General features: G+C 72.6%; 14 protein-coding genes. 8 read left to right on the top strand and 6 right to left on the bottom strand.

What is annotated here, in order from left to right; genetic code table 11:
- Window positions 1-245: 245 nt before the first annotated feature.
- Complete coding sequence (locus G7072_RS10315) at window positions 246-1,022, top strand: DUF559 domain-containing protein (protein ID WP_166086058.1); 777 nt, start codon at window positions 246-248, stop codon at window positions 1,020-1,022.
- A gap of 144 nt (window positions 1,023-1,166) precedes the next feature.
- Here the strand turns inward: G7072_RS10315 and G7072_RS10320 are convergent, their stop codons facing one another.
- Window positions 1,167-2,222, bottom strand: coding sequence for a 2,3-butanediol dehydrogenase (locus tag G7072_RS10320; protein WP_166089979.1), 1,056 nt, complete (start codon window positions 2,220-2,222; stop codon window positions 1,167-1,169).
- 8 nt (window positions 2,223-2,230) lie between these two features.
- Entirely contained in the window at window positions 2,231-4,066 is a 1,836-nt protein-coding gene (locus tag G7072_RS10325; protein WP_166086060.1) for an NAD(P)/FAD-dependent oxidoreductase, read from the bottom strand.
- A gap of 157 nt (window positions 4,067-4,223) precedes the next feature.
- Between G7072_RS10325 and G7072_RS10330 the strand changes: the two genes are divergently transcribed.
- Complete coding sequence (locus G7072_RS10330; RefSeq protein ID WP_240916863.1) at window positions 4,224-5,417, top strand: GAF domain-containing protein; 1,194 nt, start codon at window positions 4,224-4,226, stop codon at window positions 5,415-5,417.
- Here the strand turns inward: G7072_RS10330 and G7072_RS10335 are convergent.
- Entirely contained in the window at window positions 5,375-6,082 is a 708-nt protein-coding gene (locus G7072_RS10335; protein ID WP_166086062.1) for a hypothetical protein, read from the bottom strand. The genes G7072_RS10330 and G7072_RS10335 overlap by 43 nt on opposite strands.
- Window positions 6,083-6,214: 132 nt before the next feature.
- Here G7072_RS10335 and G7072_RS10340 point away from each other — a divergent pair, with 132 nt between their 5' ends.
- From G7072_RS10340 to G7072_RS10360, 5 genes are read left to right on the top strand one after another with little or no spacing between them, the layout of a single operon-like run.
- Window positions 6,215-7,369: a sensor histidine kinase gene (locus G7072_RS10340; protein ID WP_166086064.1), complete on the top strand. Its 1,155-nt coding sequence runs from the start codon at window positions 6,215-6,217 to the stop codon at window positions 7,367-7,369.
- Window positions 7,366-8,019, top strand: coding sequence for a response regulator transcription factor (locus G7072_RS10345; RefSeq protein ID WP_166086067.1), 654 nt, complete (start codon window positions 7,366-7,368; stop codon window positions 8,017-8,019). The genes G7072_RS10340 and G7072_RS10345 overlap by 4 nt, the downstream gene beginning before the upstream one ends.
- Before the next feature lie 30 nt (window positions 8,020-8,049).
- The gene (locus tag G7072_RS10350) at window positions 8,050-8,655 is read left to right on the top strand and encodes a pentapeptide repeat-containing protein (protein ID WP_166086069.1); all 606 of its coding nucleotides are present in this window, start codon (window positions 8,050-8,052) and stop codon (window positions 8,653-8,655) included.
- Window positions 8,652-9,020, top strand: coding sequence for an NYN domain-containing protein (locus G7072_RS10355; RefSeq protein ID WP_166086072.1), 369 nt, complete (start codon window positions 8,652-8,654; stop codon window positions 9,018-9,020). The genes G7072_RS10350 and G7072_RS10355 overlap by 4 nt, the downstream gene beginning before the upstream one ends.
- Window positions 9,017-9,841 carry an SDR family NAD(P)-dependent oxidoreductase gene (locus G7072_RS10360; RefSeq protein WP_240916866.1) on the top strand — a complete coding sequence of 275 codons (825 nt, stop codon included), beginning with the start codon at window positions 9,017-9,019 and terminating at the stop codon, window positions 9,839-9,841. Before G7072_RS10355 ends, G7072_RS10360 begins: the two co-directional genes overlap by 4 nt.
- A 22-nt stretch (window positions 9,842-9,863) precedes the next feature.
- On the opposite strand, the gene G7072_RS10365 is transcribed toward G7072_RS10360, so the two are convergent.
- From G7072_RS10365 to G7072_RS10375, 3 genes are all read right to left on the bottom strand, one after another.
- Window positions 9,864-10,673 (bottom strand): GNAT family N-acetyltransferase, encoded by an 810-nt coding sequence (locus G7072_RS10365; protein ID WP_206063073.1) that lies wholly within the window; start codon window positions 10,671-10,673, stop codon window positions 9,864-9,866.
- Window positions 10,670-11,416 carry a class I SAM-dependent methyltransferase gene (locus tag G7072_RS10370; RefSeq protein ID WP_166086076.1) on the bottom strand — a complete coding sequence of 249 codons (747 nt, stop codon included), beginning with the start codon at window positions 11,414-11,416 and terminating at the stop codon, window positions 10,670-10,672. Before G7072_RS10370 ends, G7072_RS10365 begins: the two co-directional genes overlap by 4 nt.
- A 209-nt stretch (window positions 11,417-11,625) precedes the next feature.
- Window positions 11,626-13,140, bottom strand: coding sequence for a glycine hydroxymethyltransferase (locus G7072_RS10375; protein WP_166086078.1), 1,515 nt, complete (start codon window positions 13,138-13,140; stop codon window positions 11,626-11,628).
- Window positions 13,141-13,482: 342 nt separating this feature from the next.
- Here G7072_RS10375 and G7072_RS10380 point away from each other — a divergent pair, with 342 nt between their 5' ends.
- On the top strand, window positions 13,483-15,267 hold the full coding sequence (locus tag G7072_RS10380) for a nitrite/sulfite reductase (protein ID WP_166086080.1): 1,785 nt from the start codon (window positions 13,483-13,485) through the stop codon (window positions 15,265-15,267).
- The last annotated feature ends 198 nt before the right edge of the window (window positions 15,268-15,465 follow it).

Genomic DNA, 15,465 nt, shown 5'->3' on the forward strand with positions numbered 1-15,465 from the left:
GCCACTTGATCGTTCTTGTGAACGATTGTGGGGGGCGTGGAGTGAGGTCGGGGTTCTCCACAAGCTCGAGTCGCGAGCGACGTACGACGTCGGGCGCATGTCACGGTCGGGGCATGTTCGAGCCCGACCGACCGTTCCGCCGTTCCGAGGCCACTGCCGACGGTGTGCGCCCAGCCGACCTGAGCCGTCACTTCACCCGTGTCCTGGGTGGGATCTACGTGTCGAGGCGCGTCCCTCGTTCGAAGGTGCTTCGCGTCCAGGCTGCACTGCTCGCCCACCCCGCCGTGGCGGTGGCCAGCCACGCCAGCGCCGCACGGCTCATGGGCGCTCCGAACGACCTGGGTCCGGACGAGCACGTGACCGTGCCTGAGGCGGGCCAACGACGCCAACGCCACGGCGTCCGTTGCCACGTGGCCACGTTGCGCGAGCAGGACGTCCACGCGCTCGAGGGACTGCGCGTGACCGTGCCCGAGCGGACGTTCCTCGACCTGGCCGGGATTCTGCCCCTGGTCGAGCTGGTGGTCCTGGGCGACTGGTTGGTCGCCACGGGCAGAGCCACCGCCGCGTCCCTGAGGGGTTACTGCGAGTCGACTCCCGCTCGCTACGCGAAGCGCGCAGCGGAGGCCGCGGCCTACGTCCGGGCCGGCGTCGACTCACCGAACGAGTCACGCCTTCGCATGCTGCTCGTCCTGGCCGGCCTTCCGGAACCGACGGTGAACCTCGAGATCCGTGGGAAGGACGGACGGCTGCTGGTCAAGATCGACCTCGCGTACGAGCAGGTGCGTCTGGCAGTCGAGTACGACGGGCGCCAGCATCTCGAGTCGGCACCCCAGTGGGAGCGCGACGTCGTACGAGGTGACTTCTTCGCTGACCAGGCCTGGCGCCACCTCCGCGTCACCTCACGAGGTCTCTTCCGCGACCCCGAGTCGACCGTTCGTCGGGTCTGGACCGCGCTCCACGAGCTCGGGCACCCCGACCTCGCGGCGCCCTCCGAGGCGTGGCGCCGTCACTTCGCTGCCTGAGCCACGCCCCTCGGGTTCACTCGTGCCACGTGTCCACCGACCAGCACCCGTCGAACCGCGTCACATCCGCGCACAAGTTCGTTCACGGGGCGGGTGGGATGTTCTCACGTCACATGAACGTTCTTGTGAACGAAACTAGGGGCCTCAGGGGTGGACGAGGATCTTGACGTTCTCCTCCTTGTTGTCGATCAGCTCCCGGAAGCCGCCGTCGACGATGTCGTCGAGACCGATCCGGCCGGTGATGAACTGGAAGGGGTCGACCTTGCCGTCGGCGATCAGGGCGATCGTCGCGGGGTGGTCGTTGGCGTAGGCCAGGCTGCCGAGCAGGTTGATCTCGCGGAAGACCAGGTCGTTCATCGCCACCGACGCCTCGTGGCCCCAGATCGCGACGTTGACGCAGGTCCCGCCGGCCCGGGTGGCCTTGATCGCGGTCGCCAGCACCTGGTCGATCCCGGCGCACTCGAAGGACACGTCGGCCCCACGCCCGCGGGTGATCTCGTTGACGGCCTCCACGACGTCGACCTCGCGCGGGTCGAGCACGTGGTCGGCCCCGGCGGTGACCGCCTTCTCCTTGCGGACCCCGGCCGGCTCGACGACCACCACCTCCTCGACGCCGACGGCCTTCAGCGACGCCGTCGTCACCAGGCCGATCGGCCCGGCGCCGAAGACGAGCGCGCTGTGCGACGGCTGCGCCCCCGACAGGCGTACGGCGTGGTAGGCCACGGCCAGCGGTTCGACCAGGGCCCCGACGTCGGTCCCGAGCTCGCCGAGCGGGTGGATCCAGCGGCGCTCGGCGACGACGTACTTCGAGAAGCCGCCGCCCCCGCCGGACAGCCCGACGAAGCCCAGCGTCGCGCAGACGTTGTACTTCCCCTGCTCGCAGGCGTCGCACCGCCCGCAGACGATGTAGGGCTCGACGACCACCCGGTCCCCCGGGCGTACGTCGTCCACGCCGTCGCCGGTCTCCACCACCACGCCGGCGAACTCGTGGCCCAGCGTGATGGGGATCGACTCCCCGGTCAGCGGGTGCGGCGCCTCGGTGGTCGGCGCGAAGATCGGCCCCTCGAGGAACTCGTGAAGGTCGGTGCCGCAGATGCCGCACCACTCCACCTCGACCTTCACCGTCCCCGGGCGCGTGGCCGGCTCGGGGACCTCGTCGACCCGCACGTCACCGCGGCCGTGGAACCGTGCCGCCCGCATCAGGTCGCTCATGACGTGTGGTGGACGTCGGCGAGCGCGTAGACCGGGGTGTCGAGGCCCTCGTAGCGCGCCTTCAGCTGCAGCGCGAGGAACTGCGAGTAGTGCCGCGACTGGTGGAGGTTGCCGCCGTGCATCCACAGGTTCGGCACCTGCGTCGGCTTCCACATGTTGCGCTGCTCGCCCTCCCACGGACCGGGGTCCTTGGTGGTGTCGGAGCCGAGTCCCCAGCACTTCCCGAGCTTGTCGGCGGTCTCGGGGTCGATGAGGTCGGCCACCCAGCCGTTCATCGAGTTGTAGCCGGTGGCGAGGACCACGACGTCGGCCGGCAGCTCGGTGCCGTCGTCGAGCACGACGGAGTTCTCGGTCAGCCGCACCACCTGGCCGTGCACCAGCTTCACGTCGCCGTTGGCCACCAGCTCGGCGGCACCCACGTCGATGTAGTAGCCCGAGCCGCGGCGCAGGTACTTCATGAACAGCCCGGACTCGTCGGCGCCGAAGTCGAGCCAGAAGCCCGCCTTCTCGAGCCGGTCGTAGAAGTCTGCGTCGCGCTGCTTGATCTCGTCGTAGATCGGGATCTGGAAGGTGTGCAGGATCCGGTAGGGCAGGGACGCGAAGATCATGTCGGCCTTCTCGGTCGTCACCCCCGCCGCCAGCGCCTCCTCGGAGTAGAGCGCCCCGAGGCCGACCTCCATGAGGCTGTCGCTCTTGACGATGTGCGTCGACGAGCGCTGCACCATCGTCACGTCGGCGTCGTGCTCCCACAGCGCACCGCAGATGTCGAAGGCCGAGTTGTTGGACCCGATGACGACGGCCTTCTTGCCGGCGTACGCGTCCGGTCCGGGGTGACGCGAAGAGTGGTGCACGTCGCCCTGGAAGACGTCCATGCCCTCGATCTCGGGCATCCGCGCCTTGCCCGACATGCCGGTGGCGAACACGACCTGCGTCGGCTTGAGCGTGAGCGGCTTGCCCTCGCGCTCCACCTCGACCGTCCACTCCCCGGCCTCCTCGGACCATGTCGCCGACTTGGCCTCGGTGTTGGACCAGTAGGGCACCTCCATCACCTTGACGTAGGACTCCAGCCAGTCGCCGATCTTGTCCTTGGGCGCGAAGACCGGCCAGTTCTCCGGGAACTTGATGTAGGGCAGGTGGTCGTACCAGACCGGGTCGTGCAGGCACAGCGACTTGTAGCGGTTGCGCCACTGGTCACCGGGCCGCGGGTGCTTGTCGACGATCAGAGCCGGTACGCCGAGCTGCCGCAGCCGGCTGCCCAACGCGATGCCGCCCTGTCCCCCGCCGATGACCAGCACGTAGGGCTGCGTCGTCGACCCCAGGCTCTCCGCCTCGGCCTGCCGCTGCTCCTTCCAGGTGGCGCGCTGCTTGTTGGCGCCGTGCTCGGCGCCCATCGGGCGCCGGCCGCGCTTCGGCTCCTCGTGGCCCTTGAGCTCGTCGAGGGTGGTGAGGAACGTGAACGCCCGGTCCTCGCCGTCCTCGGTCACGAGCCGCACCAGGCCGGTGCCGCGGCCCACCGCGGTCTCGAAGGCGAACCACGCCGTGACGACGCCGTCGTCCTCGGTGGCCGGCTCGGTGGCGCGGAAGCCCGAGGGGTCGGTCTGCTCGAGGGTGGCGCCGAGCAGGTCGCTCACGCCGGCGCGGTGCTCGACGGTGGTGATGTTCCAGGTGAAGGACACGAGGTCGCGCCAGAAGCTCTCGGTGGCGAACATCCCGGCGGCCCGCTCGACGTCGCGGGCCTTCAGCGCCTCCTCGAACGAGGCCAGCCAGGCGTCGGCGCGCGCCGGGGCCGAGCCGGCGTCGGTCTCGGCGGGGCGCTCCATCGTGTCGGTCATCGGGACACTCCTTCGGGCTCGGGTGCGTGTGGCGCCGGTCACGCCGGCGGGCCCCCAGCACACCGCGCCGTACGCCGGGCGCGGAAGGGTTGCACGACGTTGCATTCCCACCACGCGGCCTGTGGTGCCGGTCACACCGGCCGCCTAGGGTGGGCCCGTGAGGACCACGGCGTACGGCGCGGTGCAGCCCGGCACCGACCTGGGGGTCCACGCCCGCGCCCTGCGGCGGATGCACGACGCCGTCCTGGGCGGCGCGAGCCCGCCGGTGGCACCGCGTCCGCTGGTGGCCCGGTCGTGGACGCGGGTGATGCGGCTCGGCCTCGACCCCACCCGCACCAACGCCCGCGACCCGCTCGGCCGGGCCGAGGTCGAGCGTCGGCGCCGCGGCTCGGCGCTCTCGCTGGTCATCGACGACATCCGGGCCGTGCTCGGCAGCGTCGCCGACGCCTCGCGCTTCATCACGGTCGTCACCGACCCCGACGGCGTCATCCTGTGGCGCGAGGGGTCCGCGCGCGTGCTGCAGCAGGCCGACTCGCTCGGCTTCAGCGAGGGCGCCACCTGGACCGAGGACCACGTCGGCACCAACGCCATCGGGACCGCGCTGGCCGAGGCCGCGCCGGTGCAGCTGTTCTCGGCCGAGCACTTCGAGGAGGGCCAGATCCCGTGGTACTGCACGGCCGCGCCCCTGCACGACCCCCGCACCGGTGAGCTGCTCGGGGTCGTCGACGTCAGCGGCCCGGCGCTGACGCTGCACCCCGCGATCATCGCGCTGGTCGAGACCGCCGCGAAGCTGGCCGAGGCCCAGCTCTGGCGTCACCACCAGGAGCGGCTCGAGCGGTTGCGCCGCTCCGCCGAGCACGTGCTCGCCACCACGTCGGGGCCCCTGCTGCTGGTCGACGACCACGGCTGGGTCGCGCACCACACCGGCGTGGCGGCCCGGGACCGGATCGCCGTACCGGACGCGCAGCGGGCGCTCGCCGTGCCCGGCCTCGGGCTCTGCCTGCCCGAGCGGCTCTCCGAGGGCTGGCTGGTGCGACCGTCGGCCGGCGACGCCACCGTGACGGCGACGCTCGACCTGACCGCGGACGAGGCGGTGCTCGCGGTGAGCTCCGCCGACGGGAGCTGGCGCACACCCCTCTCGCCGCGCCACGCCGCCGTGCTGCAGCAGCTGGCGGCGGCCGGCCGCACGGGCCTGACCGCCGCCGACCTGAGCCGGGCGCTGTTCGGCGACGACGCCCACCAGGTGACGGTCCGCGCCGAGGTGAGCCGGCTGCGGCGCACCGTCGGCGCCCTGGTGGCGACGCGGCCCTACCGGGTCGCCGCCGACGTCTCCTTCTCCGTGGTGGGCTGAGCCGCCTCGCTGCGTCGGGCCACTTCGCCAATTCGGGCGTCCTCGCCGCGTCGGGCCTCGGTGCCCCGCCGGGCGGAGACCACCGCGGCCGCGATGCCGAGCAGCAGCAGGATGTAGGAGCCGGGGAACGGGGTGAAGGCGTAGAGCGCGCCCAGGCACATCAGCAGCGTCACGCCGGGCGAGACCAGCTCGTGGCGTCCGAGGCTGAGCGCGACACCGGTCCAGCCGACGGCGAAGATCCCGTAGGACACCACGATGACGAGCAGCGAGTAGCCGGTCGGGTCGTCGAGCGCCTCGGGCGCCAGCCGCATCTGGAAGGCCTCGGTCGTGATGTTGCCGAGCACGAGCAGGGTGCCGACGTAGGCCAGCCCGACGCACGTCCGGCCGGGCCTGCCGAGCACGTGCCCGGCGCGCAGCGCGAGCCCCAGGAGGGCGACCGAGGCCAGCACCATCGCGGTGACCAGCCCGAGGCCATGGGCGGCGAAGAGGAACTCGTCGGACGCGGCGGCTCGGGTCTCGATCGTGAAGTGGTAGAGGTCGGAGGGGACCCCGACGGCGGCGGCGACCAGGCCGGCGGGCAGCGCCAGCCGGACCAGTCGGGCACCTGGTGGAGCGGCCGAGGGGGTCGTGGTGGTGTCGGGAGCGGGGAGCGTTGTGTTCGTCATGGCTCCCACCCTCGGTCCGCACGGCGTCCCCGGTCGTCAGTCCTCCGGTGGGACCTGGGTCGTCCCGGGAAGGACCTGCGCGTCATCCCCAGGTGGACGACGTCGGGGCAGTCGGCTGACTAGCCTTCCCGGGTGCGCCTCCGCCCGTTCGACCTCGCCCTCGCCGCCGTGCTCACCGCGACGGTCCAGGCCGAGCTCTGGTGGTACGACGACGGGCCGGGCGGGGTGCCCGCCGTCACGGCGGTCGCGTCGTTGCTCCTCACCTCGTCGCTCGCCCTGAGGTCCACCCGGACCGAGGTGATGGCCGGCGTCGCGGCGGCGACGATCTTCGCCCAGGCGATGCTCGGCGGCCGGATGACCAGCACGCTGTCCCTGGCGCTGGCCTCCATCACGATCGTGTTCTCCGTGGGGCTGCTGCTGCCGCGGCGCCGGGCCCTGGCGTGGGCGGCGGTGCTGCTGGCCGCGTCGTGGTTCGACCTCGTCGCCATCGACCACGACGACTTCGGGGTGCTCTCCGACCTGGTGTTCACCTCGGTCCTCGTCGTGGGCGCTCCCCTGCTCGCCGGGGTGACCGTGCGCGAGCTGCGCCACCGCGCGGGTGAGCTCGAGCGGGTCAACGAGGAGTTGCGGGCCGAGCGGGAGGAGACCGCTCGCCTCGCCGCCCTCGACGAGCGGGCGCGCATCGCCCGCGAGGTGCACGACGTCGTGGCCCACAGCGTCAGCCTCATGGTGGTGCAGGCCGGTGCCGCCCGCCACCTGCTGGAGCGCGACCCCGCCCAGTCCCGGGAGGCCCTCGGTGCGGTGGAGTCGGTCGGGCGCGACGCGCTGCGCGAGCTGCGCCGCACCCTCGGCGTGCTGCGCGAGGACCACGAGGACGCCGCCGCCCTCGCGCCGCAGCCCGGGCTGGCCCAGCTCGAGCAGCTGGTGGCCGGCGCGCGCAGCGGTCTCGACGTCACGCTGCACGTCGACCTCAGCGACCGGCACCTGCTCGGCGCGGCCGACGTGACGGCGTACCGGATCGTCCAGGAGGCCCTCACCAACGCCCTCAAGCACGCTCCCGGCGCCCACGTCACGGTGAGCGTCACCGCCGACGCCGACGGGGTCCGGCTCCTGGTCGAGGACGACGGCGCCACCCGGCCGGTCGCCGCGGCCACGTCGCGCGGGCACGGGCTCGAGGGCATGCGGGAGCGCGTGGCGATGCACGGCGGGCGGCTCGACGCCCGTCCCCGACCCTCCGGGGGCTTCCGCGTCGACGCCCACCTGCCGGTGGACGGGGGCACGCCGTGACGCGCGTCGTGGTCGCCGACGACCAGGCGCTGATCCGGGCCGGCTTCCGCATGATCCTCGACGCCGAGCCCGACCTCGAGGTGGTGGGCGAGGCCGCCACCGGGCTGGAGGCCGTCGGGGTGGTGGCGCGCACGCAGCCCGACGTCGTCCTCATGGACGTGCGGATGCCCGAGCTCGACGGCATCGAGGCGACGCGGAGGGTGGTCGCGTCCGGTGCCCCGACGAAGGTGCTGATCCTCACCACGTTCGACCTCGACGACTACGTCCACGAGGCCCTGCGCGCGGGGGCGAGCGGCTTCCTGCTGAAGGAGTCGCCGCCCGAGCAGCTGGTCACGGCCGTCCACACCGTCGTCTCAGGTGACGCGGTGCTGGCCCCCGGCGTCACCCGGCGGATGATCGAGCGCTTCGTGTCCTCCGCGCCGCCGCGTCCGCCGGACGAGGTGCTCGGGTCGCTGACGCCGCGCGAGCTGGAGGTCCTCGGCCTGGTAGCCCGGGCGCGCTCCAACAGCGAGATCGCCGCCGAGCTCTACGTCAGCGAGGCGACGGTCAAGACGCACCTGGCGCGCCTGCTGGTCAAGCTCGGGTTGCGCGACCGCCTGCACGCGGTCGTCTTCGCCTACGAGAACGGCGTGGTGCGGCCGGGCTCCTGACCGTCGCCGGCAGGTGGCACGATCCAGGGCATGCACTCCGAGACCGGCGGGACGAGCGGGCAGCGGTTCCGCGACGAGGACTGGTACGCCGAGGACCTGGCCGACCGCGTCTTCACCGACTGCACCTTCACCGACGTCGACCTGACCGAGGCGACGTCGAGCGGCGCGACCTTCACCAACTGCCGCTTCGAGCACTGCAAGCTCAACGCCTCGCACCACACGGCGACGGCCTTCGTGGGGTGCGAGTTCGTCCGGACCAGCCTCTTCGACGCCGAGCTGGAGGGCTGCAAGCTGACCGGCAGCACGTTCGTCGACTGCACGCTGCGCCCGCTGACCGTCCGCGGCGGGCTCTGGCGGGCGGTGGGCCTGCGGGGAGCCCGGTTGACGAAGGTCAGCCTCGCCGGGGTGAACCTCGCGGAGAGCGACCTGACCGAGTCCGACCTCACCGACGCCGACCTGAGCGGCTGCGACCTCACCGGCGCCCAGCTGCGCGGCGCCCGACTGACCCGCACCGACCTGCGCCGCGCCACCCTCGACCGTTGCGACCTCGGCGCCGCCGACATGCGCGAGACCCGGCTCGACCTCGCCGGTGCCGTGCTGCTGGCCGAGCACCTCGGCGCCAAGGTCGAGGCGTGACGCGCGTCCTGGTGGTCGACGGCGCCAACGTCGTCGGGGCCACCCCCGACGGCTGGTGGAAGGACCGCGCCGGCGCCGCCCGTCGCCTCCACGAGAAGCTGCTGGTCGCCGACACGGCGTACGACGAGGTGGTGCTCGTCCTCGAGGGCAAGGCCAAGGGCGGCGTGAAGGCCGGCCGCGACCTCCACGTCACGACCGTCCACGCCCGCCGCGACGGTGACAGCGCGATCGTCGGTGTCGTCAACGAGGCCGTCGCGCGCGGGGAGCAGGTCACGGTGATCACCGCCGACCGGGTGCTCCGAGGCGCGGTCGAGAACCTCGGCGCCCGTGCCATGAGCCCGTCGTGGCTGCTGGACATGCTGTGAGCCCGACACGGGTCCTCCCCGACCTGCTCGACCTGAGCGGCCGGGTCGCCCTCGTGACCGGGGCCGGCTCGCCCGACGGCATCGGTACGGCCACCGCCCGCCTCCTCGGCCGTCTCGGAGCGGTGGTCGCCGTCACGGCGACCACCGACCGCGTCCACGAGCGGGTCGCCGAGCTTCGCGCCGACGGCACGACCGCGCTCGGCCTCGTCGCGGACCTGACCGACGAGGACCAGGTCGCCGCGACCGTCGCCACGGTGACGCGCACCCTCAGCGCGCCGACGGTGCTGGTCAACAACGCCGGCATGACGAGCGTGGCCGTTCCCGCCCTGGACACGGCCGCCTCCGGCGGTGCCGAGTCCGGCACCGTCACCGGTCTGTCCTACGCACAGTGGCGGGCCGCCGTCGCCCGCAACCTCGACACCGCGTTCCTCACCACCCGCGCCGCGCTCCCCGGCATGCGGGCCGCCGGCTGGGGCCGGATCGTCATGGTGTCGTCGGTCACCGGCCCGGTCATGGCGATGCGCGGCGAGGCGGCGTACGCCGCGGCCAAGGCCGGCATGGTGGGCCTGGCCCGCTCCCTGGCCGTCGACCACGCCGCCGAGGGTGTGACCGCCAATGCCGTGGCGCCGGGCTGGATCGCCACCAGCAGCCAGACCGCCGACGAGGCGCACCAGGCGGCCCGCACCCCGCTGGGCCGCAGCGCCCACCCGGACGAGGTGGCCGCAGCCGTGGCGTTCCTCTGCTCCCCCGGCGCCTCCTCCGTCACCGGTCAGTGCCTGGTCGTCGACGGCGGCAACTCCGTGGCCGAGGAGCGCGCCTGAGCCGTGACGGGCCCGGCCGGCGTCAGCGGCGCCACTCGTACGGCGTCGTCGTGGACACCTTCACCAGGCCGGACCGCTCCAGGATGGGGCGGGAGAGCTCGGTCGAGTCGCTGTGCATCCACCGCTTGCCCAGCCGCAGCGCGGAGCGCGCCCGCGCGGCGGTGAGCGCCCGGTAGATCCCGCGTCCGCGCCACGCCGGCAGCGTCGCACCGCCCCAGATGCCGGCGAACTCGGTGTCCGCGACGGGCTCGAGCCGGCCCGCGCTGACCATCGCGCCCTCTGCCTCCGCCACCCACAGCTCCATCCCGTCGTCACGCCGCAGCCGCGCCAGCACGGCGTCGGCGCGCTCGGTCGACACCGGGTCGCCGAAGCCCTCGTCGGCCATCGCGCTCATCGCACGCACGTCCGCTTCCGAGGTCACCCGGCGCAGCGTGACGCCGTCGGGCAGCGGGACGTCGACGGCGAGCGGGCCGACCTCGCCGACCATGATCGACTCGGGCTCGTCGGGCACGAACCCGTGCGCCAGCAGGGCCTCGTGCAGCCCGGGAGCGTGGTCGTGACCGCGGGACTTCCACTCGACCCGGGAGATCTCACCGTCGGCGACGTAGTGGGTCAGAGCGCCCGCGACCAGGCGCGCCACCTCCGCCGCGTCCGCGCCCCCGAGGTCGCGGTAGGTCACGAAGCCGCGCCCGCCGGAGAAGGTCACGAGCCGCAGCGGACCGAGCCGCGTCACGTCGACGGCGCTGGGCGTCTCCGCGTCGGTGCGCAGCTGCTCGTCGTACGCCGCCAGCAGCGCGGCCCGGTCGACCGCCGTCGGGTCCCCGTCGGTCACCGAGGACCGCTCCCGCCGGCCCAGCCGTAGACCGACACGTGCTGGTCGTGGCCGGTGTAGGGCTGCCGCTGCCAGCCGCCCCAGCGCTCGACGAGGCACAACCCGGCGATCCGCGCCATGAGGTCGAGCTCGGAGGGCCAGGCCAGCCGGCACGAGACCGGGCCGAAGTGCGTCCCGGCCGCGTCGATGCGGACGTGGTTCTCGTCGAGCACCTGGGTGACCGGGTCGTAGGTGCACACGTCGAGCGTCACGGCGTCAGCCTCCACCCGCTCGGGTCGTGCGTAGGAGTGCGACGGCAGCCAGGCGCTCGGCACCGCTGCCTCCACCACGAAGACGCCGTCCTCGTCGAGGTGGGCGGCGGCGTTGGCGAAGCAGGAGACCTGCTTGTCCTGGGTGAGCAGGTTGAAGACCGTGTTGTAGACGAGGTAGACGAGCCCGTAGCTCCGCCCGGTCGCGACGCCCGCCATGTCGCCGACCCAGACGTCGAGGTCGCAGCCCTTGGCCTCGAGCACCTCGACCATCGCCGCCGACAGCTCGATGCCGTCGACGACGACCCCACGCTCGGTCAGCGGCACCGCGATGCGCCCGGTCCCGATCGCCAGCTCGAGCGCCCGCCCGCTCGCCGTACGACCCGCCAGCTCGGCCAGCAGGTCGGCGGCCGCGTCCTCGTCCCCACGAGGCTGGTCGTCGTACGACGCCGCCACGTCCGGCCCGAAGCTCGTCCTCGGGTCGAATCCCCTCATGCGTGCCCCCTCGTCGTCGACGCCCGCAGCCTTGCACGGCGTCGACTCGGGGTGCGACGGGTTATCGGGACGTCGCTGCCGGTCTTACCGGGTCTCGACGACGCTCGCTGGCGCTCGCTGCTCGACCACCGGGCGGACGCTCGCTGGCGCTCGCTGCTCCTTGGATCGAGCCCGTCGAGATCGACCAACGGCCCCGCCCGCCCCCACACTCAGGCCAGGTCGAGTCCGGGGTAGAGCGGGTGCTTGTCGAGCATCTCGGCCGACGCGGCGTGGGTGCGCTCGACGACACCGTCGGCGAGCGTGTACTTCGCCTTCGAGCCCGCACCGGCCGACGTGGTGGTCGGCGTGGTCGACGACAACACGTCGACGACCAGCTCCGCGACCTTGTCGAACTCGTCGTGACCGAAGCCCCGCGTGGTCAGCGCCGGGGTGCCGAAGCGGATGCCGGAGGTGTACCAGGCGCCGTTCGGGTCGGCGGGCACGGAGTTGCGGTTGGTGACGACGCCGGCGTCGAGAAGCGCCGACTCGGCCTGCCGCCCGGTGAGCCCGAAGGAGGTCACGTCGAGCAGCACGATGTGGTTGTCGGTGCCTCCGGTGACGAGCGTGGCGCCGCGGGTGTTGAAGCCCTCGGCCAGCGACAGGGCGTTGTCGGCCACCTTCTGCGCGTAGTCGCGGAAGCCCTGCTGCTTGGCCTCGGCGAACGCGACGGCCTTGGCGGCCATGACGTGCGACAGCGGGCCTCCGAGCACCATCGGGCAGCCGCGGTCGACCGACGGGGCGAACTCCTCGGTGGCCAGCACGATGCCGCCGCGCGGTCCGCGCAGCGACTTGTGCGTGGTGGAGGTGACGACGTGGGCGTGCGGCACCGGGTCCTCGTCGCCGGTGAAGACCTTGCCGGCGACCAGCCCGGCGAAGTGGGCCATGTCGACCATGAGGGTGGCGCCGACCTCGTCGGCGATCTCGCGCATGGTCGCGAAGTTCACCCGGCGCGGGTAGGCGGAGTAGCCGGCCACGAGGATGAGCGGCTTGAACTCCTTGGCCGCCGCGCGGACGCGGTCGTAGTCGAGCAGACCGGTCTCCGGGTCGGTGCCGTAGGAGCGCTGGTGGAACATCTTGCCGCTGATGTTGGGGCGGAAGCCGTGGGTGAGGTGGCCGCCGGCGTCGAGGCTCATGCCGAGCATCCGCTGGTTGCCGAGCTCGTGGCGCAGCGCCTCCCAGTCGGCCTCGGAGAGGTCGTTGACGTTCTTGGCCTGGTGCTTCTCCAGCGCCGGCGACTCGACCCGGTGCGCCAGGATCGACCAGAAGGCGACGAGGTTGGCGTCGATGCCCGAGTGCGGCTGGACGTAGGCGTACTCCGCGCCGAACAGCTCCTTGGCGTGCTCGGCGGCGATCGACTCGACGGTGTCGACGTTCTGGCAGCCCGCGTAGAAGCGGTGGCCGACGGTGCCCTCGGCGTACTTGTCGGAGAACCAGGTGCCCATCGTGAGCAGCACGGCGGGCGAGGCGTAGTTCTCGCTCGCGATCAGCTTGAGCGAGGCCCGCTGGTCGGCGAGCTCGGCGCGGGTCGCCTCGGCGATGCGCGGCTCGATCGAGGCGATCACCTCGAGCGCCGACGCGTACGCCGTGCTGGTGGCTTTCGCGACCGGCTCCGAGCCGGCGGCGAGGACGGTGTCCGGCGTGCCGGAGGCGTCGAGGGACGGGGGCTCAGGGCTGCTGGCGACCATGGGAGGGAGCCTAGACCCTGGCTCCGACGGGGCCGACGGCACGCACCGCGGCCATATCATATCATGGACACGCGTCTCACTAAGCAAGACGGACATTTGTCCGGAGCCGGTTGCGGCGACGACAATCGATTCCGTGATCAGTTCGGCGACCGCCCTGCGTCTCGTGGTACGACGCCACGTGGACTTCGGGCGCACCCGTTCGATGATCTGTATGTCGGTCTGACCCGTCCCGTTGCTCACCCACCAGCACCCGGGCACCGCGGTCGCCGACGCACCCCCGACACCGTCGTCGGTCCGTCCGCGCTCGTGCCCGGCCCCCGAGAGCCCGCACAGAGGAAGACCATGACGACCGCTCCCGCACCGTCCTCCGCCGAGTCCGCCGAGTCCGGCGGCACGCCCTCCGGCGCCCCTGACGCGCGCGCGCCCCGCGCGACGCGCCCCCGTGCCCGCAAGGGTGAGGGCCAGTGGGCCCTGGGCTACCGCGAGCCGCTCAACAAGAACGAGCAGACGAAGAAGGACGACGCGCCCCTCAACGTGCGGGCCCGGATCGAGAACATCTACGCCCACCGCGGCTTCGCCTCGATCGACCCCGGCGACCTGCGTGGCCGCTTCCGCTGGCTCGGCCTCTACACCCAGCGCGCTCCCGGCTTCGACGGCGGCAAGACCGCGACGCTGGAGGAGCACGAGCTCGACGACGAGTTCTTCATGATGCGCGTCCGCAGCGACGGCGCGCTCCTCGGCGCCGAGCAGCTGCGCGCCCTGGGCGAGGTGTCGACGTCGTACGCCCGCGGCACCGCGGACGTCACCGACCGCCAGAACATCCAGTACCACTGGATCCGCGTGGAGGACGTCCCCACCATCTGGGAGCGCCTCGAGGGTGTCGGCCTCAGCACCACCGAGGCGTGCGGCGACTCCCCGCGCCCCTTCCTCGGCTCCCCCGTCGCCGGTGTGGCCAAGGACGAGATCATCGACGCCTCCCCTGCCCTGGCGGAGATCAAGCGCCGCTTCATCGGCGACCCGGCGTACGCCAACCTGCCGCGCAAGTTCAAGACCTCCGCGACCGGGCACCCCAGCCTCGACACGGCACCCGAGGTCAACGACGTCAGCTTCGTCGGCGTCGTCCACCCTGAGCATGGCCCCGGCTTCGACCTGTGGGTCGGCGGCGGGCTGTCGACCAACCCGATGCTGGCCAAGAAGCTCGGCGTGTGGATCCCGCTCGAGGACGTCGCGGACGTCTGGGAGGGCGTGGTCGGGATCTTCCGCGACTACGGCTACCGCCGGCTGCGCAGCCGCGCCCGCCTGAAGTTCCTCGTCGCCGACTGGGGCGTGGAGAAGTTCCGCGAGGTGCTCCAGAGCGAGCGCTACCTCGGCCGTGAGCTGCCCGACTGCGAGTCGCCGATCGCGACCGGTCCCAGCGGGGACCACATCGGCGTGCACGACCAGAAGGACGGCCTGAAGTACGTCGGCGTCGCTCCCGTCGTGGGTCGCGTCAACGGCGCGATCCTGTCCGGCCTCGGCGACCTCGTCGAGCAGTACGGCGCCGCCGGTGCCCGCCTGACCGCTCACCAGAAGATCGTCGTCCTCGGCGTCGACCCCGAGCGCGTCGAGGACCTGGTGGCGGACCTGTCCGCGATCGGGCTCGAGGCCCGGCCCAGCCAGTGGCGTCGCAATACCATGGCCTGCACCGGCATCGAGTTCTGCAAGCTGGCCATCGTCGACACCAAGCAGCGCGCCGCCGACCTCGTCAGCGAGCTCGAGCGCCGCTTCCCCGACCTGGACACCCCGATCAGCGTCAACGTCAACGGCTGCCCCAACGCCTGCGCGCGCACCCAGGTCGCCGACATCGGCCTCAAGGGTCAGCTCGTGATGGCCGACGGCGAGCAGGTCGAGGGCTTCCAGGTCCACCTCGGTGGCGGCCTCGGTCTCGTGGCCGAGCAGGGCACGCCCTTCGGCCGCAAGCTGCGCGCCCACAAGGTCACCAGCGCCGGACTCGACGACTACGTGACGTCCGTCGTCACCGGCTACCTGGAGGACCGCAAGGACGGCGAGGCGTTCGCCGACTGGGTCGCCCGCGCCGACGAGACCGTCCTGCGCGGCGAGCCGCGCGAGCCCGCGAGCGTCTCGTGAGCGCGCGCATGACCCCGTTCCACTGCCCCTACTGCGGCGAGGAGAACCTCTGGCCGCACGAGGGGGACAGCACGGCGTCCGGTGACCAGCCCGCGGGTGGTCACGGCGCGTGGGAATGCCGGTCGTGCATGCGAGCGTTCAAGGTGTCGTTCCTCGGGATCCTCCGTCCCACGGCGTCGTCGGGGGACCGCTCCCCCG

This window comes from Nocardioides sp. HDW12B (assembly GCF_011299595.1).
GTDB lineage: Bacteria > Actinomycetota > Actinomycetes > Propionibacteriales > Nocardioidaceae > Marmoricola_A.